The organism is Halomonas sp. BDJS001, from assembly GCF_026104355.1.
Classification (GTDB): domain Bacteria; phylum Pseudomonadota; class Gammaproteobacteria; order Pseudomonadales; family Halomonadaceae; genus Vreelandella.
In genome coordinates, this window is the sequence record NZ_CP110535.1 from 4,689,928 (window position 1) to 4,708,207 (window position 18,280).

The 18,280-nt window shown below is 57.3% G+C and carries 18 protein-coding genes and 1 pseudogene; 2 read left to right on the forward strand and 17 right to left on the reverse strand.

What is annotated here, in order from left to right; genetic code table 11:
• Window positions 1-94: 94 nt before the first annotated feature.
• Window positions 95-1,141: a TRAP transporter substrate-binding protein DctP gene (gene dctP, locus OM794_RS21825; protein ID WP_226250906.1), complete on the reverse strand. Its 1,047-nt coding sequence runs from the start codon at window positions 1,139-1,141 to the stop codon at window positions 95-97.
• Between the two features lie 248 nt (window positions 1,142-1,389).
• A complete protein-coding gene (locus OM794_RS21830; protein ID WP_226250907.1) occupies window positions 1,390-1,965 on the reverse strand; it encodes a TIGR02444 family protein in 576 nt (191 codons plus the stop codon).
• A 41-nt stretch (window positions 1,966-2,006) separates the two neighbouring features.
• Between OM794_RS21830 and OM794_RS21835 the strand changes: the two genes are divergently transcribed.
• Window positions 2,007-3,983, forward strand: coding sequence for an ATP-binding cassette domain-containing protein (locus OM794_RS21835; RefSeq protein ID WP_226250908.1), 1,977 nt, complete (start codon window positions 2,007-2,009; stop codon window positions 3,981-3,983).
• Window positions 3,984-3,998: 15 nt separating this feature from the next.
• Here the strand turns inward: OM794_RS21835 and dtd are convergent, their stop codons facing one another.
• The 10 genes from dtd to OM794_RS21885 form a co-directional block, all read right to left on the reverse strand.
• Window positions 3,999-4,436, reverse strand: coding sequence for a D-aminoacyl-tRNA deacylase (gene dtd, locus OM794_RS21840; RefSeq protein ID WP_226250909.1), 438 nt, complete (start codon window positions 4,434-4,436; stop codon window positions 3,999-4,001).
• A gap of 60 nt (window positions 4,437-4,496) precedes the next feature.
• Entirely contained in the window at window positions 4,497-5,081 is a 585-nt protein-coding gene (locus tag OM794_RS21845; protein ID WP_226250910.1) for a chalcone isomerase family protein, read from the reverse strand.
• Window positions 5,082-5,185: 104 nt separating this feature from the next.
• Complete coding sequence (locus OM794_RS21850; RefSeq protein ID WP_226250911.1) at window positions 5,186-6,031, reverse strand: universal stress protein; 846 nt, start codon at window positions 6,029-6,031, stop codon at window positions 5,186-5,188.
• A gap of 126 nt (window positions 6,032-6,157) precedes the next feature.
• A complete protein-coding gene (gene thiD, locus OM794_RS21855; protein ID WP_226250912.1) occupies window positions 6,158-6,988 on the reverse strand; it encodes a bifunctional hydroxymethylpyrimidine kinase/phosphomethylpyrimidine kinase in 831 nt (276 codons plus the stop codon).
• 147 nt (window positions 6,989-7,135) lie between these two features.
• Window positions 7,136-8,248, reverse strand: coding sequence for a TRAP transporter substrate-binding protein (locus tag OM794_RS21860; protein ID WP_226250913.1), 1,113 nt, complete (start codon window positions 8,246-8,248; stop codon window positions 7,136-7,138).
• 168 nt (window positions 8,249-8,416) lie between these two features.
• On the reverse strand, window positions 8,417-9,823 hold the full coding sequence (locus tag OM794_RS21865) for a TRAP transporter large permease (RefSeq protein ID WP_226250914.1): 1,407 nt from the start codon (window positions 9,821-9,823) through the stop codon (window positions 8,417-8,419).
• Entirely contained in the window at window positions 9,823-10,383 is a 561-nt protein-coding gene (locus OM794_RS21870) for a TRAP transporter small permease subunit (RefSeq protein WP_226250915.1), read from the reverse strand. Before OM794_RS21870 ends, OM794_RS21865 begins: the two co-directional genes overlap by 1 nt.
• 102 nt (window positions 10,384-10,485) lie before the next feature.
• Window positions 10,486-11,319 carry an endonuclease/exonuclease/phosphatase family protein gene (locus tag OM794_RS21875; RefSeq protein WP_264167980.1) on the reverse strand — a complete coding sequence of 278 codons (834 nt, stop codon included), beginning with the start codon at window positions 11,317-11,319 and terminating at the stop codon, window positions 10,486-10,488.
• A 5-nt stretch (window positions 11,320-11,324) separates the two neighbouring features.
• The gene (locus tag OM794_RS21880; RefSeq protein ID WP_088700239.1) at window positions 11,325-11,957 is read right to left on the reverse strand and encodes a thiol:disulfide interchange protein DsbA/DsbL; all 633 of its coding nucleotides are present in this window, start codon (window positions 11,955-11,957) and stop codon (window positions 11,325-11,327) included.
• Window positions 11,958-12,122: 165 nt separating this feature from the next.
• Window positions 12,123-12,752 (reverse strand): c-type cytochrome, encoded by a 630-nt coding sequence (locus tag OM794_RS21885; protein ID WP_226250916.1) that lies wholly within the window; start codon window positions 12,750-12,752, stop codon window positions 12,123-12,125.
• A gap of 357 nt (window positions 12,753-13,109) precedes the next feature.
• Here OM794_RS21885 and yihA point away from each other — a divergent pair, with 357 nt between their 5' ends.
• Complete coding sequence (yihA, locus tag OM794_RS21890) at window positions 13,110-13,748, forward strand: ribosome biogenesis GTP-binding protein YihA/YsxC (RefSeq protein WP_226250917.1); 639 nt, start codon at window positions 13,110-13,112, stop codon at window positions 13,746-13,748.
• A 21-nt stretch (window positions 13,749-13,769) separates the two neighbouring features.
• Here yihA and OM794_RS21895 read toward each other — a convergent pair whose 3' ends face one another.
• The 5 genes and pseudogenes from OM794_RS21895 to lysA form a co-directional block, all read right to left on the reverse strand.
• Window positions 13,770-14,495: an HAD family hydrolase gene (locus OM794_RS21895; protein ID WP_226250918.1), complete on the reverse strand. Its 726-nt coding sequence runs from the start codon at window positions 14,493-14,495 to the stop codon at window positions 13,770-13,772.
• Complete coding sequence (locus OM794_RS21900) at window positions 14,492-15,439, reverse strand: tyrosine recombinase XerC (protein WP_265154062.1); 948 nt, start codon at window positions 15,437-15,439, stop codon at window positions 14,492-14,494. The genes OM794_RS21895 and OM794_RS21900 overlap by 4 nt, the downstream gene beginning before the upstream one ends.
• Window positions 15,429-16,142: a DUF484 family protein gene (locus OM794_RS21905; protein WP_226250919.1), complete on the reverse strand. Its 714-nt coding sequence runs from the start codon at window positions 16,140-16,142 to the stop codon at window positions 15,429-15,431. Before OM794_RS21905 ends, OM794_RS21900 begins: the two co-directional genes overlap by 11 nt.
• Window positions 16,143-16,158: 16 nt before the next feature.
• On the reverse strand, window positions 16,159-16,992 hold the full coding sequence (dapF, locus tag OM794_RS21910) for a diaminopimelate epimerase (RefSeq protein ID WP_088700125.1): 834 nt from the start codon (window positions 16,990-16,992) through the stop codon (window positions 16,159-16,161).
• Window positions 16,992-18,262: pseudogene (gene lysA, locus OM794_RS21915) on the reverse strand (diaminopimelate decarboxylase). Before lysA ends, dapF begins: the two are co-directional and overlap by 1 nt.
• Window positions 18,263-18,280: the final 18 nt, after the last annotated feature.

Consider the following 18,280-nt stretch of genomic DNA (forward strand, 5'->3'; position numbering starts at 1 on the left):
CCGCCTGGCTTACGCCTTACTGCGCAAAACAAAAAGGGGCAGCCTGTGCTGCCCCTTGATCATCACCCGTACGCCAGTGTGGCTAAAAGGGTGCTTACTCGTTAGTCACGGCTTCAAGGTCAGCTTTAAACTGCTCAAGTAGCTCCTGACCTTTCTCACCGGTCATTTCCAGGAAGGCTTCTTCAACCTGCGGGGCACGATCACGGAAGGCTTGAATTTGCTCTTCATCGAGACGTGTCACCGTCACTTCATCAGACGCGGCCTGAATCTTCTCTAGCGACTCGTCAGCCAAGCCTTTGATATGCTCAATGGTGTGGTCATAGGCGGCTTGCGAGGCTTCCTGCACTAGCTCCTGATCTTCTTCAGACAGCCCTTCGTAGAAGTCCTGGTTGGCCATCATGGCGGTGGTGAACCAACCGTGGCCAGTAAACGTCAGGTGAGGAGAGACCTCATACAGGCCGCCCGACTCAATCCAGAAGATCGGGTTCTCTTGACCATCGATGATGCCCGTTTGCAGACCACCATACACTTCGCCCCACGGCAGCGGCGTCGGCGTTGCGCCAAAGGCGTCGTAAGTTTCCGACAACAGTGGATTGGTCATGGTACGAATTTTCTTATTATTCATATCTTCCGGCGAGCTGATCGGCTCGTCGGTGGTCACGACCATTTCGCCTTCCGGGTACATCTTCAAAAGCTCTAGGCCTTGCTCGGCATAAAGCTCAGGAAACATCTCGTTGATCGCCTGACTCTCGTCGAAGAACGTCAGTACAGTCTCTTCGTCGGTAGGTAGCAGATAAGGAATGAAGAAGATTTGCGCTTCAGGGATCAGGGCACCAGTAAAGCCAGGCGACTGGTTGACGAACTGTAGAATGCCGTTCTGGGTCTGCTCCATAATGTCGTCAGACTCGCCCAGTTCACCGAAGCGGTAAACTTGTACGGTGTGGTCTGAGTTCTCTTCAATATACTCTTTAAAAGCATAGGCAAAGACGTCTTGAACGTCGCCTTCATACTCCTCGTGAGCATAGCGCCAGTTATCTGCTTGAGCAGCGGCACTGAGGCTAAACAGCAGTGCACCCACACTGGCCGTTGTCATTAATTTAGAGGTTACAGAACGAGTAGAAACGGATTTGCTTGCCTTCATGCGGTGTTCCCCTTGCAGTGGTAAGCGCGCTGTACGAATGCGCAAAAACCTAGTTTTGAGAACCCTACTGTTAAAATTCAATGTTTTAACAGTAGGGTCAGTATCGCATGTCTCAACGCAACACTTTGTTCGCCAACCGGGGTTTATTAACCCGTATCCCGGTGCTCACTAACTGGCAGTCATGCAATCCATACTGCCTGCTAGCGGGCGAAAAACGCTAGGTATTTCAAAAACAGCTTAAATTCAGGCTAGCGCGCTCCTTGGTAAGGGTCAAGCTGGCAAGTAAGCGTTTGTAGCGACTTAAGCCACGTAGGTGGCTGTTTTAAGCGATCCTCGGAGAGACCTGCATGCGGGCTAATAACAAGCTGCTTTCGTAGCCATTTAGACGCATCTGACGTCTTTTCGGCAACGTTTGCGACACGTTCTTCATTGTCGGGGGCTTCCAAAGCCCACATTTGCCAACGTTGAAGGTTCTCACGCTCAGCCATTAATTCTGCCTGTTTGATGGTTGAGCGCAGCGCTTTCACCGACTCACTCGTCGCCGCCACGGCTTTTAGGTCGCGGCGTAATCCACGCAAAACCGCCGTCACACTGCACTGCCACAAGCGGCGCTGCTCACGCTCATGTTTCAGTGCAGCGGGGATGGCTTCTAAGCCGAACGAATAGAGCCAGCAGTGAAACAGCACCTCGCAAACGTCCAGCTCAGCATCATCTTGAAGCGTCAGGCAGGCGGCCTCAACGCCGGGCTTGGCATATAGCGTCAGTGCAAAATCCCATAAGGGTGTCTGCTGTAAGCGCTGCAATCGGGTAGAATCAAGCGTCATAGCATCTCGCATCAAATGACCCACTTTCTTCGGGAGAAGGCATGATCGCACTGCGCCAAGTCGCCCTGCAACGCGGCACGCAAACGCTACTCGACAACGCGGACGTCACCCTGAACAACGGGGTGAAGGCCGGCATTATCGGGGCAAACGGCGCCGGTAAATCGAGCCTGTTCAAACTGCTGCTCGGCGAGCTTGCGCCTGACCAGGGCGACGTCGAGATGAGCGGTGGCCAGCGCATTGCGCACATGGCCCAGGAAGTGGACGCCCTTGACCGCCCGATTATCGAGTATGTACTCGATGGCGACTTGGCGCTACGCCAGGCAGAGGCTGACTTACTTGCCGCCCGTGAGGCCGGGGAGGCGCATCGCGAAGCTGAACTGCACGGTTTGATTGAAACCCTGGATGGCTACCGCGCGGAGTCACGCGCAGCGCAACTGCTGGTGGGGCTGGGCTTTGTCCAGGCGGATCTCTCACGCCCGCTCTCGGCATTTTCCGGCGGCTGGCGGATGCGGGTAAACCTTGCCCGTACGCTATTTATGCCTTCCGACCTTCTGCTGCTGGATGAGCCCACCAACCACCTGGATCTGGATGCCCTGCTGTGGCTGGAACAGTGGTTGACCCGCTACCCCGGCACCCTGCTGCTGATCTCACACGACCGCGACTTTTTGGATGCGGTGTGCGACCACATCGTGCATATGCATCACCAAACTCTGGAACTCTACCGCGGCAATTACTCTCAGTTTGAACGCACCCGCGCCGAAAAGCTCGCCCTGCAGCAGGCTGAAGCCGCCAAACAGCAGGCTCGCCGAGAGGAAATCGAGCGCTTTATCGCCCGCTTCAAAGCCAAGGCGACCAAGGCGAAGCAGGCGCAAAGTCGGGTAAAAATGCTCGAACGTATGGAAGATATCGCCATCGCTCACGTGGACTCCCCCTTCCATTTCACACTGCCCGCCGCCGATAAAACGTCCCACCCGCTGCTGGTGCTGGATCAGGCCCAGCTAGGCTATCGCGGTAAAAAGGGCGACGGAAGTGACGACAACATCCAGTTGGACAAGGTCAACGTTACCCTGCTGCCCGGCAGCCGAATCGGCCTTCTGGGCCCCAACGGGGCGGGGAAATCGACGCTGATTAAGTCGCTTACCGGGGAGCTGGAACTGCTTAATGGCAAGCGGATACCCGGCGAGCATTTGGCGATAGGGTACTTCGCTCAGCATCAGCTTGAGGGGCTGGATGTCACCTCGACCCCCTTTGTTCATGTCCAGCGCCTTTCGCCCACCGCCAGTGATCAGGATATCCGCAACTTCCTGGGCGGTTTTGGTTTTAAGGGCGATGACGCCTTCGGCACCGTCGCCAACTACTCCGGGGGTGAGAAAGCCCGCTTGGCGCTGGCACTCGTCGCCTGGCAGAAACCCAACCTGCTGCTACTCGATGAACCTACCAACCACCTGGATTTAGAGATGCGCGAGGCGCTGACCCAGGCGCTTGCCAGCTTCGAAGGCACGGTGATTCTGGTTTCCCACGACCGTCACCTGCTGCGCGCCACGGTCGATGAGTTTTGGAAGGTGGCGGATAACCGCGTCGAGCCCTTCGATGGCGATTTGGAAGACTACCGGGTTTGGCTCAAAGCGCGCCTGGAAGAGAGTCGCCGGGATTCCCGGGGCGAAAAAGCCGAGCGTCAAAGCCAGCAACCCAGCGGCGACAGCCGTGAAGCGCGCAAAGCGTCACGCAAAGCGGCCGCCGAGCTGCGCGAAAAGCTACGCCCGCTGAAAAAGCAGCGCGATCAGGCAGAAAAAGCCATGGAAAAGGCCCAGCAGGAACTTGATCAGGTAGAGCAAGTACTGGCTGATCCTGAGCTTTACACCGACAGCGCCCGCAAAGCCGAACTCACCAAGACGCTTAGCCAGCAAGCAGAGATTAAAGCGCGTTTAGACGAGTCAGAACGGCAGTGGCTTAGCGCCGAAGAGGCGTTGGAGGCAATGGAAGCAGAACTGCTCGCCAGCGAGGAAGCTGCCAGCTAGTACTCAAACACCGATCTAGCTTTCCAGCAAAAACGTTACCGGGCCATCGTTGATTAACGCTACCTGCATATCGGCGCCAAATTCACCGGTGGCCACGTTTGGCCAAGCCGTTCGGGCCTGTGCCACCAGCATGTTAAACAACTCCTCGCCTTGGGCGGGTGGCGCGGCGCTGGAGAAGCCGGGGCGTAGCCCCTTGCGGGTATCTGCCGCCAGGGTGAACTGAGAGACCAGCAGCAAGCCGCCGTTCACCTGCTGCAGGTTTTGATTCATTTTGCCTTCGGCATCGCTGAAAACCCGGTAGTGGAGCAGTTTATGCAGCAGCTTTTCTACAGCGGCCGCGTCATCGTGTTTCTCCACCCCCACCAGCGCCAGCAGCCCGTGATCGATACTGCCAACAATCTCGCCTTCCACTTCTACGCTAGCGCGCCTCACACGCTGAATGAGTGCCTTCACTCCGCCTCTCCCAGAGTAACAAATGGTCATTGTAACCACCGTGAGCTAATTTTTCCTGAGTTAGCTCTTCCCTAACAGCGCATCGCGGAAATCTTCACCCAAAGGTCGCTCCCCTAGCCAGATACCAAACATGGCGCTGGCCAGCTCTGCATTACCCCCCTCGTATAGCGTGTCGCCGTTTAGCGCCAGACGCAGCGTGTCACCGTCCCAACTCAGCACATAGCGATCTTGCGGCTCGACATCCTGGTAGCTTTGGTTAAATGCCTCAACCTCTGCTTCCAACTGGGAAAATTCATAGGCGGTAAGGCTGTTTTGCAGCGTTTCTGTGGTGGCTTCAGCGAAGTCGGGAGCGTCGATGGCGTGAAAATAAGCAAGCTCCAGACGCCGTGGTACGTCGCTCAACGGCTGCGGCTGGGTTTCTCCCTCAAGTTGGTAATAGGCGCCAGCATAGGCTGTCCAGATCATATAACGAAACACGCCGCTCCCGATTAGTCGATAGCGCTGGCCGTGCTCCTCTACCGTGCGCTCAAAGGTTTCGCCTTTTTCGGTCACACTGCTGGCCATCGCCCAGGGTATTAGCGAGAGCCCCGCTAACAGCAGTGACAATTGAACAGCGCGCCTAGCACCCAATATGCGTGTGTACATAGAACCTCCTCATATCATCGTATCTATACATACCGATACGACAAATAAAGGTTCCGTACAATATTTATTATGGCCAGCACAATACTGTTATTTAATTTCGCTGCTTACCAGGCGCGGCAGAGCATTAGATCGCAGTGCGGTTCACACAGCAGCATCTCGGTTAGCTGGCTGGTGTGATGGGGCTGCCCACGACTGCCTATCATCACCAGATCCGGCGAGTGGCGCTTCATATACGCCTGCAGTACGTCGCAGGGCGCGCCCTGCTCTAGCACCAACTCAACATCGGGAACACCTGCAAGTTCCCCCATCAGGCTATCAATTTCGTTATTCAACTGCTCGCGCAGTCGCAGCACCTCATGCTCCCGCCAGTGGGCGTAATAAGCCTGTGAGCCCAGTTCACGTTCACCGGGCAGTGTCCAGGCGTGCAGCAGGGTAAGCGTGGCTTCAGGGAAGCGGATTAGCGCCTCTTTCAAGGTATGTCGCGCCGTCAGCGAAAAGTCGATCGGTACCAGGATATGCTGCCAGGGCTGGGTCGGCTGATGAGAAGAGACCACCACCGGGCAAGGCGCACTGCGCAGCACGCGCATTACCGTGGTGCCCACCAGCAGATCTTTTTGCCCCCGTTTACGGTGCATACCCAGTACAATCAGCTCGGCGTTGCGCTCATGGGCTTCGCGGACGATTTCAACGTGAGGCGAGCCGGTCACGGTCTGGATCAGCGTTTTCGGCGCTTCCAGAGCATAGTCTTCGCGCAGATCTGTCAACATGGCGGTAATGTCTTCCACCACCGCACTCTCGACATCGCGCAGCACACGCCGAGGTAGATAGGGATCCAGTACGTGCAGCACATCTAGCTGAACACCTCGGGCATAGGCCAGTCGTAAAGCCCGGGCAAACGCAGCGCGGTTGTCAGCAGAAAGGTCGGTGGCAAACAAGATCGTACGAGGCATGGCGAAACGCTCCTCGGCTGAGCAACCCAGCCTTACAAGCCGTTAAGCAAACACTCCTTAGCATGGTGTGCAATGCGCTTTCTCGCAAGTTAGCGATTGCCCAAATGCCTCAAAGCGGTACCCCCATCACCACCAAGCGTGAAAATGGTGCACCGGGCCGCGGCCTTTACCCACGCTTAAGCGCACGCTCGCTTCTAATGCCGCATGCAGCCACTGCTTGGCATCGCTGATGGCGGCGACCGGGGCATCCGTACCGGCATCCACGGGTAGCTTCGCCAAGCAGGCAGCAATCGCCGAAGAGAGCGCACAGCCGGTACCGTGTAAATTGTTGGTATCGATACGCGAGGCGGGCAACCACTCATGGGTAGTGGGGGTTGCCAGCAGATCCGGGCAGGTGGCCCCACGCAGATGGCCACCTTTCAGCACCACATAGGGTGCGCCTAACTGCGTCAAGCCCGGCAGCATCGCCTCCATGGCGTCTAAACTGGTGGGCGAGGGGGTGTCGAGCAGTACCGCGGCCTCCGGCAGATTGGGGGTTATCACATCGGCCAAGGGCACGAGAACATCGCGTACGGCGCGGATGCCTTCATCGTCGACCAGAATATCGCCGCTCTTAGCGACCATCACTGGGTCGAGCACAATCCAGCGAGGCCTGCGCTGACGCAGTACGTCGGCGATCACCTCAGCAACCTCGCGGCTGGCCACCATGCCGATTTTGACCGCATCTATCGCCACATCATCCAGCAGGTGTTCCAACTGCTCGCGAATGGCCTGGGGAGCGACAGGGTACACCGAGGCCACGCCGCAGGTGTTTTGGGCAATCACCGCGGTAATTACGTTGGTGCCGTAAACGCCGAGGGCTGAAAAAGTTTTCAAATCGCCCTGTAGACCAGCACCACCGGAAGGGTCGGAGCCTGCGATGGTAAGCACATTGCGAAGAGGGGAATGGGTAGACATGGGGCTCCTTCACGGCAAAATCGGCAACAAACACCACTGTGCCTCTAGGATACCCAAGCTGGGCGCCTTATGCTGCCGAAAACATGCCTGTCAGCCATACAAAAGCCGCCCGAAGGCGGCTCGTTAACGTGGGACAAGCATGACAAATTATTGCGCGGTGTCACCTTCCGGGTTGCGGGCGTTGTAGTACGCCTGCTCAGAGATGGCGTGGTAATCCTCGACTTTTTCCTGGAACGCTTGATAGGAGTCGTAAATACGCGTGGCTAACTCGCTCGATTCCGCCAACTCTGCGACCACATCAGCCGAGTGCTCGCGGGCTTGAGCGAGTACATCATCAGGAATGCGGCGTAGCTCAACATCGTGCTCGTTGATCAGGGTTTCCAGCGCATCGTTGTTACGCGCGGTGTACTCATCCAGGACGCTTTGGTTTATGTCGCTAATAGCACTACGCAGGATCGCCTGTAGATCCGCGGGCAGCTCCGCGTAAGCCTCTTCGTTAACGATTGCCTCGAACATCACCGTGGGCTCGTGCCAGCCTGGATAGTAGTAATAGTCGGCGGCTTGATGCAGACCAAATGCCAGGTCGTTATAGGGGCCAATCCACTCTGTTGCGTCAATCGCACCCGACTGCAGCGAGGTAAAGATCTCACCGCCTGGCATATTGACAATCGCCACCCCCATGCGGCTCATTACTTCGCCACCCAAGCCGGGCATACGCATTTTCAGGCCGTTCAAATCGTCAACGGAGTTGATCTCTTTGTTGTACCAGCCGCCCATCTGTACGCCTGAGGCACCCGCGACCATTACGTCAACGCCGAAGTCATCGTAGAGCTCGTTCCACAGCTCCATACCACCGCCATAGCTTAGCCAGGCGTTCATCTCTTGGGCGTTCATACCAAACGGCACGGCGGCAAAGAACTGTGCAGCAGGGGCCTTGCCCTTCCAGTAGTAGGAGGCAGAGTGACCCAGCTCAGCAGTGCCGTCAGAAACGGCATCAAACACCTCAAAACCGGGTACTAACTGACCGGCACCGAAGACTTCGATGGTCAGACGGCCATTCGACATTTCATCGACCAACTGCGATAGGCGCTCAGGGCCCTGGCCAACACCCGGGAAATTCTTCGGCCAGGAGGTGACCATTTTCCAACGGAACTCTTCCTCTTGGGCCTGGGCTTGGTTATCGAAGCTAGAAATCACCAGCAAGCTGGCGGAAAGTGCGGTCGTCATGGCGATGGCGACGGGGAGCGTTTTGGCTTTCATACAGGAACCCTCTTACTTTCTATTATTACTATTATTGAGTAGGGAATACTCCGCCTAGCGTAGAACACTAGGCGGTTTACTACAGGCCATTAATGGCTATTCACTGCTTTTTAGTTAGGTTGCCACTTCTTAACGTTGATAGCAGCGATGTTTTTCAACTAACCCTTATTAGCCAAACTGCGCGGGCAACCACGTTGCCAGCTGCGGAAAGAACGTTAGCAACAGCAACATTCCTAGCTGCATGAGGATAAACGGGATAACGCCGCGGTAAATAGCCGAGGTAGAGACCGACGGCGGCGCCACACCGCGCAAGTAGAATAGCGCGAAGCCAAACGGCGGCGTTAAGAACGACGTTTGCAGGTTAATCGCGATCATAATGCCCAGCCAAATCGGGTCAAGACCCATGGCAAGCAAGATTGGCCCGACGATGGGCACCACCACAAAGGTGATTTCGATAAAGTCGAGAATAAAGCCGAGCAGGAAGATCACCAGCATAACGATGATCGTCGCGCCCACCACCCCGCCAGGCATCGCCTCGAACAGTTCGGTCACCATGTGTTCGCCGCCATAGGCGCGAAACACCAGCGAAAACAGCGCCGCGCCAATCAGGATCAAAAACACCATGGTGGTGACGTGGGTAGTCGAGCGCAGTACGTCTTTCAGGGTCGCCCAGTCAAGCTGACGATAGGCCAATGCTAATATTAAAGCACCAAAGGCGCCTACCGCAGAGGCCTCTGTGGGGGTGGCAAAACCGCTGAGGATCGAGCCCAGCACCGCCACAATCAGCACTACGGGCGGTACCAGGCCTTTGAGCAGCAGCATACCAATTCCGGAGGTATGGCCCAGTTCAGCCATCAACTCTTCACGGTCGGCAGCAGGCGCCATATGCGGACGCAGCCAGGCCACCAGGGCCACATAGATCATATACACCACGACCAGAAGCAACCCAGGCACCAGCGCGCCCATAAACAGATCGCCTACGGAGACGGTTTTAGGGCTGAAGATCCCCATATCCAGCTGCGCTTGCTGATACGCCGATGACAGCACGTCACCGAGCAGTACCAGGGCAATGGAAGGCGGAATGATTTGGCCCAGCGTGCCGGTGGCGCAGATAGTGCCGGTCGCCAGAGAGGTGCTGTAACCACGCTTTAGCATGGTGGGAAGCGACATCAGCCCCATGGTGACCACGGTGGCCCCGACGATGCCGGTAGAGGCCGCCATTAGCATGCCCACCAGGGTTACCGAAATTCCCAAACCTCCGCGCATGGCACCAAACAGCAGCGCCATGGCGTCCAGCAGCGTCTCGGCGACTTTGGATTTTTCCAGCAACACGCCCATTAAAACAAACAGTGGCACCGCCAATAGCGTTTGGTTGGTCATAATGCCGTAGAGCCGGTTGGGCAAGGCGGCAAGATAGCCACTATCGAAGTTGGCGTCGATACCGATGGCTTCCAGGCCCAGCCCCATACCCGCAAACAGCAGCGCCGTGCCCGCCAGCGAGAGCGCCACGGGAAAGCCGAACATCAGCACTATGCATATAACGGCAAATAAAATAATCGGCATGAATTCCAGCATCAAACACGCTCCTCAAGATGGTTGCCACCGGCAGCAGACGGCACTATTCGACCGGTCATCACATAGCCATTGCGCACAACCTCAATCACGCCTTGCACGATCATGAGTACGGCAAACAGCGGTATTAAGGTTTTTAGTGCATAGACGGCCGGAATACCGCCGTAATCAGAGGAGGTTTCCAGAATACGCCAGGAGTTGGCAACGTAACCCAGGCTGGAAGCGATAATGAAGATCATTACTGGCATCAGTAGGGTAATAATACCCACTACATTGATTAACGCCTGACGGCGCGGTGTCATACCTCGATAGAAGATATCCACCCGCACGTGACCGTCGTGGCGAAAGGTATAGGCGGCAGCGAGCATAAAGACACTCGCGTGCATATACATCACGAGCTCTTGCATAAAGATGCTGTTCACACTGAAGGCGTAGCGCAGCAGTACAATCGCGAACTGAATCAACATCATTATGATGATCAGCCACGCAAGGGTACGCCCGAACCACTCTGAAGCGCGGTCCAGCGCACCAATAAACGCAGGTAGTTGTGTTGTGTCCGACATGGGAGTGTCTCGCGTAAAACGGCTAAGGGGAGTCAGCGCTCCAGACAATAGCGCATATACGCGCACAATGCAGCGCCCACGCGCTGCACAGTGTACTTATTATTAAACGCTTGGGCGAATGGCCGCTAAGCAGGCCTCTGGCAAGGGCAGATCGACAGCGATGGGCAGGTGGTCAGAAAACAGGTGGTCTAAGACGCGCACTTCGGCGGCCTCTAACGATTGCGACAACAGGATATGATCCAGCGCGTGGCGCGGCTGCCAGGAGGGGTAACTTAACAGGGGTTTAACCGGATGCAGTGGCAGCGACGCACTAAAACGCTCATGAGCGTGCAGTTGGTCAGGGGTACAGTTGAGATCCCCCATCACCACAACGTGGCGCAGCGGCTGGATAATCTCGCTTAAATAATTGAGCTGACGCACCCGGCCGCGGTGGCTTAGCGCCAAGTGAGCAACGAATATGTGCAGTGCATCCGGCCCTTCACCAAAGCGTGCATGAATCGCACCGCGGCCAGGCATCGTCCCCGGCAAACGGTGCTCTTCTACTTGGCTGGGCACCAGCCGCGAGAGTAAACCGTTACTGTGCTGAGCAATACGCCCCAGATTACGGTTGAGCTGCTGAACGTGATGGGGAAACCCCGCTTTGGCAGCGAGGTACTCCACCTGATTGACGCGGCTTGAGCGAAAACTACCGCCATCGACCTCTTGAAGACCGACCACGTCGTACTTGCTCAGCACCTCCCCCATTACATCCAGCCGCTTCTGACGACGCGGATGAGGCAGAAGGTGCTGCCAACTGCGCGTGAGATAGTGATGGTACGCCGATGTCTGGATACCCACTTGCAAATTAAAGGTCAGCAGGCGCAAGTGTCCATCTTCAAACAGCGTCGAGCGTGGGCCGTTTATGGCTGCTTCGTCACGCTCTCTGGCTTCGCGCAACACGGTTATTCTGCGCGCTCTTCACGCACCTGCTCTACCAACGCCTCAGCGATTTTCGGCATGTTGTCGAGGCTGCCAGCAGAACTCGGCGTTACCAGATAACGGCCATCAATCACAATGGCCGGCACGCCCATTAGCTTCATTTTGCGCATACGATTATTGGCATCATTCACTTCACTGCGCACACCAAAGTCGGTCAACGCCTGCTTGGCTTCTTCTTCACTGACACCATAGTTGGCGAAGAAAGCAGCGATGTCATCGGGCTCGGTGAGCGATTGATTTTCCTGATGGATGGCGTTAAAGAAGTCGGCATGGAGTTCATCTTCGATGCCCAGCGACTCCGCCGCGTAAAACGCTGTAGCGTGGGTATTCCAATCACCGCCCATGGTGGCAGGCATCTTGACGACACTCACATCATCGTCCAGCGTCTCGTACCACTCGTTAATCGGCGTTTGCAGACGATAGCAGTGCGGGCAGCCAAACCAGAATATTTCAGTGACTTCAATTTGCCCGTCGTCAACCTGGGTCTCTACCGGCGATTCAAGCAGCTCATAGTGCTGGCCTTCCACCACTTCCTGGGCACTTACCGCCGCAGAAAGCCCCAAACCTGCCACTGCAACCATTAGCGTTTTAAACATATTAGACATCGTGTAAGTTTCTCCGTGGGTAAGCGAGGAGTGAGACCGTTGATACGCCAACGGGTTCCCTCAGTTGGCGAACGTTGCCAACTGAGGGCCCGCAAACGGCATAAGGAAGTGTTTTAGGCTATCGATTTCTGGTTTGAAACGCGCTTATTGACAACCTTAGTTCAAACCCAGCACGTAATTAGCCACGGCTTCCATATCGTTGTCGCTCATTTTTGAAGCGATATCGCCCATGATGTTATTGGGGCTATTATTACGCTCACCCGCAGCGAAATCCTGGAGTGTTGAAACGGTGTACTCCGCATGCTGGCCAGAAAGCCCTGGGTAAACGGCACTGCCGATACCCACGCCGGTTGGCGTATGGCAAGCTGAACAGGCGGGAATGCCTTTCGACATATCGCCAGCGCGGTAAAGCTCTTCACCGCGGGCCAGTAATTCAGCGTCCTCATCACTGGTTTGCCCCAGGTTGGCATCCTGGCGTGCAAAGTGTGCCGCTACGTCCCATGCGTCCTGGTCAGAGTAGTCATCTACTTGACCGGCCATTTGGGGAACCACGCGATTACCGTCGCGGATATCCATGATCTGTTTCGCCAGATAAGACATCTGCTGACCGGCCAGGTTAGGGAAAGCGCCCGACGGGCTAATGCCCTGCTGCCCATGGCAGGCGGCGCAAGTTTGGGCCATTTCCTGGCCAGCAGATGCGTCTGCATCGGCTTGGTAGTCCGTTTGTGCGTGGGCGATGCCAACGGCGCCCATGGTAATTGCTAGGCTTGCCAGTAACTTTCTCATTGCTATTCCACTATGCCGTTTTATGTTTGACTGGTACGCACCCTGGGCGCTTCCCAGGTTTCACAAGTTACCAGGGTTAGCTCCGCCAATACCAACCTTCGCTAATACCTACAACGTATCGCGATGGTACACTAGCGCCCCAGGTCGCAGATATAAACCGCTTGCATTATAACGAATCACCCCAGCGGCGGGAATGCAAGCACTTACCTGCTTTAGGGGTAATTCGTCGCGGTACCGCTCTCACTTCTTTATCATTAGTCGCGATTATGCGTTCTACTTTACCTGATGGTGAGGCGATAATGAGTTGATAGTGCGCAGAGTAGGCCGCTTTTATGTTCGTTTTTCAGGATTAACCCCATGACTACCCACCATGATAGCCCAGTCCCTCGGCTGAACTACCCGACGGCAAGTTTCCTTATTAGCGCCCCTACCTTGGCCCTGTGCCCGGACGATACCGGCGCCGAAGTCGCCTTCGCGGGGCGTTCAAACGCGGGCAAATCAAGTGCTATCAATGCATTAACGCAACAAAATGCGTTAGCACGTACCTCGCGAACGCCAGGGCGCACCCAACTGATCAACTTTTTCAGCGTGATGAACGACGAGGCGCGGCGCTTGGTCGATCTCCCCGGCTACGGCTACGCCAAGGTTCCGGAGGCGGTCAAACTGGAGTGGCAAAAGCATCTAGCCGAGTATTTACGCAACCGTTTTAGCCTGCGCGGCTTAGTACTGCTAATGGACGTGCGCCATCCGCTCACCGAGTTCGACCAAATGATGCTCGACTATGCCGACCAGCGCGGTATGCCGGTGCATATTTTGCTCACCAAAGCCGACAAACTGAAGCGAGGCCCAGCCAGTGCTGCCTTGCAGAAAGTACGCTCACGGTTAAAAGAGTGGGAAGACCTTGTCTCTGTTCAACTGTTCTCTTCACTCAAGCGCGACGGCGTCGATACGCTATCCCAGAAGCTCAACCAGTGGCTGTATACGCCGCCTGAATGATGTTGCTATCGCTCCGCTGATTTATAACTTCTCAAGCACACTGGGCAATTGTTTAATATGGGCTATGCGATGCACCCGTGGCGGGAGTGGTTGATCCTCTGTTTGAGAAATCCATACTGCATGCATGCCCAACTGCTGGGCGGGCAGCACATCCTCCAGCCACGAATCACCCACATGCATGGCGCACTCGGGGGCCACGTTTAGTCGCGACAGCGCGGTGAGGAACGGCGTAGGATCAGGTTTGGGCGCCAATATCTCGCCTGCGGCAATGGCCACCGGAAAGTAGGCTGCCAGCGGCTGTCGTTTAAGATGAATATTGCCGTTGGTGATCGCCGCCAACTGATAGCGTTCCGCCAGGGCAGCCAGTAAACCGGCCGCTTCCGGGTGAGGCGTAACCTGCACGCGCAGGCGGTGGAACTCATTCATCGCCGCGGATGCCCACATCAACGCAGCACTACGGTGCAAACCTGCCTCTTCTAACTGGGCCTCCAGGGCACGCAAACGCAGCCAGGTGAAATCCCCGCGACGCTCCGGCACCTCTTTGGCCAACTGTTGACGACGCTGGAGATAATCCAGCCCGCCCTCTTCATGGGATAGCCCCAGGGAGGCTTCCTGGCGCGCTGCCCGCCATGTATCCAACGCCTCCAGTAGCCAGCGGTAGTGCCCCTCTTCGGTGCGCGCCATCACTCCATGGTTATCCCACAGCGTATCGTCCAGGTCGAAGGTAATCGCCTGTAGCATCGTCATGGCTTGCTCCTGGGGCTATTCGTGGGGTCGTTGGGGCCTCGCTTGGCCCGGGGGTGTGCGGCATCGTAGCTGGTGGCCAGATGCTGCCAGTCAAGCCGGGTGTAAATTTGCGTGGTCGACAGATTGGCGTGCCCCAGCAGCTCTTGCACGGCGCGCAGATCCTGGCTTGATTCCAACAGGTGGCTGGCAAAGGAGTGGCGCAAACGGTGGGGATGAAGGTGTTCGGGCAAGCCACGGGCAACCGACAGCTGTGCTAAACGCTTTTGAATGGCGCGGTGGCCTAACCGCTGCCCGCGCTGGCCCACAAACAGCGCCTGCTCAGTCATGGGCGCCAGCGCGGAGCGACACCCGAGCCATTCGGCCAGCGCCTGCTGGGCGCGGCGCCCTACCGGTACCTGGCGGGGTTTGCCGCCTTTGCCCATTACCCTGACCCGGCTGTTTTGCAAATCGCCTAAATCGAGCGCCGCCAGCTCCGCCAAGCGCAGACCGCTGGAGTAAAACAGCTCAAGAATGGCTTGATCCCGCACGCCCAGCGGCGAGCCGTCGTGGGGGGTATCGAGGAAGCGCGCCAGGGCGTCAACATCCACTGGGCGCGGCAGATGGCTGGGCTGCTTTGGCGTACGCAACAACCCCACCGGATTATCAGCCAGTACGCCCTGTTTGACCAGATAGTCGGCGAACTGTGAAAGCGCCGCCCGCCGCCGGGCCAGGCTCCTGGGCGCCAGGCCCCGGCTGCGCTCTGAGCCCAAAAACGCCCGCAGCAGCGCGGTATCTAACGCCGCGGGATCCTTCACTGCGCGACGTTCGGTGAAGGCACACAGCGCGGCCAGATCGTGCCGGTACGCCTCGACAGTGGCCGGACTGGCATGGGACGCCAGCGTCGCTAGAAAGGCCCCAACGCGCTCGGTTATCGGCGTTTCAACCAGGGGTGTCTCATCCACCATGGTCGCCCAGTCGCACCAGCAAGCGCGCGACGATATCGCCCAAGTACTCGGTGAACAACGTGTCCATACTGGCGCGGTAAGCGTCAGGGCTGGGGCTGGCGAGTAGCAAATAGCCCAAGGGGTCACCCGCGGAGAGGCGTGAAATCGCACAGGAGCCCGCTTTGCGGGGTGCTTTGACATGGGGCAACAGGCACTTCCAGTCGCTGACACTCAGTTTCACACAGCGGCTGGTGCGGCCATCCAGCAGCGCCGACAACCGCGCGCTGGCATGCTGATCCAGCACGTGCCGCGGCGCCTGGGGCGGCGTCGGTTCACTATCGCTTAACGTGGAAGGGCACCACAGCGCCATGGCTGGGGTCTCAAAGCGCTCGCTCAGCTGGGTGGCCAATGCTTGCGCCAGCGCATCGCGGTCTGGCGCTTCCACCAGCGCTATCAACGTTTCCCGCAGCCGACGGTACTGGGACTCGTTATGGCGAGCGGTCTCCAGCAGGTGTTCAAGGCGACCCTCGGCGGTTTCCGCACGCTTACGCAGATCCAGCACCAGGCGCTCTAGCAGCGATACCGCCCCGTCGATATGCGGGTGAGGCACCTGTAACTGCTGAAGCAGCCCTTCACGGCCGACGAAAAAATCGGGATGGCGCGCCAGCCAGAACGCCACTTGATCAGGCTCGAGCGTTTTGCGGGGTTCGGGGGCTTGTGACATCGCCGTTCTCCTCGAATTAATTAAGTGCTACGCGGCCATCGAAAACGCGTGTAGCGGGCCCCACCATCGTTAGCGCCCCTTCTGGGTCAGGCCACTCAATGCTGAGCTCTCCACCGGGTAAATGGACTTTTACCGGGCTTTTCAGCAGCCCCTGGCGAATGCCGCTGGCCACTGCGGCGCAGGCACCTGTGCCGCAGGCCAGCGTTTCGCCGCTGCCGCGCTCATAAACGCGCAAGCGAATTTCACTTGGCGAGAGTACCTGCATAAAGCCTACGTTAACACGCTTAGGGAAACGGGGATGCGCCTCTACCAATGGCCCAAGGCGTTCGACCGGGGCGTCGTCCACGCTGTCGACCTGCAGCACCGCATGAGGATTGCCCATGGAGACCACGCCAATCTGCAGCGTTTCATCCCCCACTTCGAGCTGATGCAATGGTTGATCCCCAGGGGCATCGAACGGCAGCGCCAGAGGACTAAACCGTGGCCGGCCCATATCCACCCGCACCATGCCGTCGTGCTGAACGGTTAGCACCAAGGGGCCACCGGCGGTTTCCACATGAATTTCATGCTTATGGGTTAGCCGCTGATCGCGCACGAAGCGGGCAAAACAGCGCGCGCCATTGCCGCAGTTCTCCACTTCACTGCCATCGGCATTGTAAATGCGGTAGCGAAAATCCATCTCCGGATCGCGGGGAGGCTCGACCACTAACAGCTGATCAAAGCCAATACCGAAACGCCGATCTGCCAGTGCTCGGATTTGAGCTTCGTCCAGCCGTGCGCGCTGAGTGACCAGATCCACCATGACGAAGTCATTGCCCAGGCCATGCATTTTGGTGAAGTGTAACAGCATCAGCGCCCCCCTTCGGGTAGCAGCGCTTCGCCCGCCCACAGACTGGCGACGGTTTCCCGTGCGCGTACCACGTGGCAGTTGTCGCCATCGACCATTAGCTCGGCGGCACGAGGGCGGCTGTTGTAGTTCGAGGCCATGACAAACCCATAGGCTCCCGCCGAGCGCACCGCCAGCAGATCACCTTCGGCAATGGCCAGCTCGCGCTCTTTGCCCAGAAAGTCACCGGTTTCGCAAACCGGGCCCACCACGTCGTAGAAGGCACTCTCCCGGGATTGGCGGGTATCCACCGACACAATCGCCTGCCAAGCCTGGTACAGCGCCGGACGAATCAGGTCATTCATGGCCGCATCGACAATGGCAAAGTTTTTGGTCTCTCCGGGCTTTAAGAACTCCACCCGAGTGAGCATAACACCCGCATTGGCGGCTATCGAACGGCCTGGCTCGAACAGCAGCGTCAACTGCTCGCCGCCCTCCCAGCGCGAGAGCCGCGCCAGCAGTTGGCTGGCGTAATCGAACGGCTGGGGCGGCTTTTCGTCACGATATGGCACGCCTAAACCACCGCCTAAATCGAGATGCTCGATTTCGATGCCCCGCTCGCGCAGCCGCTCCATAAGTACCAACAAGCGTTCAAGGGCATCCAAAACGGCGCCGTTTCAGTAAGCTGGGAACCGATGTGGCAGTCGAGCCCCTTCACTTGCACATTGGGCAGGCTTGCGGCCAGCTCATAAACCGCCAGCGCTTCACCCACCGGAATACCAAACTTGTTATCCTTCAAACCGGTGGAGATATACGGATGAGTACCCGCATCCACGTCCGGATTAACCCGCAACGAGACCGGCGCCACTCTACCCAGCTCGCCAGCGACGCGATTCAAGCGTTCGAGCTCAGGGCGCGACTCAACGTTAAAGCACTTAATCCCCACTTCCAGCGCACGGGCCATTTCATGGGGCTGTTTGGCAACCCCGGAAAAGACCACTTTTTGCGGATCGCCCCCCGCCTTGAGCACCCGCTCAAGCTCGCCGATGGAAACGATATCGAACCCCGCACCCAGCTTGGCCAGCAGTCCCAGCACCGCCAGGTTGGAGTTGGCCTTTACCGCGTAACAGATCAGGTGCGGGTGGCCACCCAGTGCTTCGGTATAGGCACGAAAGTGACGCTCGAAAGTGGCTTTTGAGTAGACGTAGCAGGGTGTGCCGTACTCGTCGGCAATGCGTGACAGCGGCACATCTTCGGCGTACAGCACGCCATCGCGGTAATTAAAATAGTCCATGGTGCTCTCCCCTTCTCC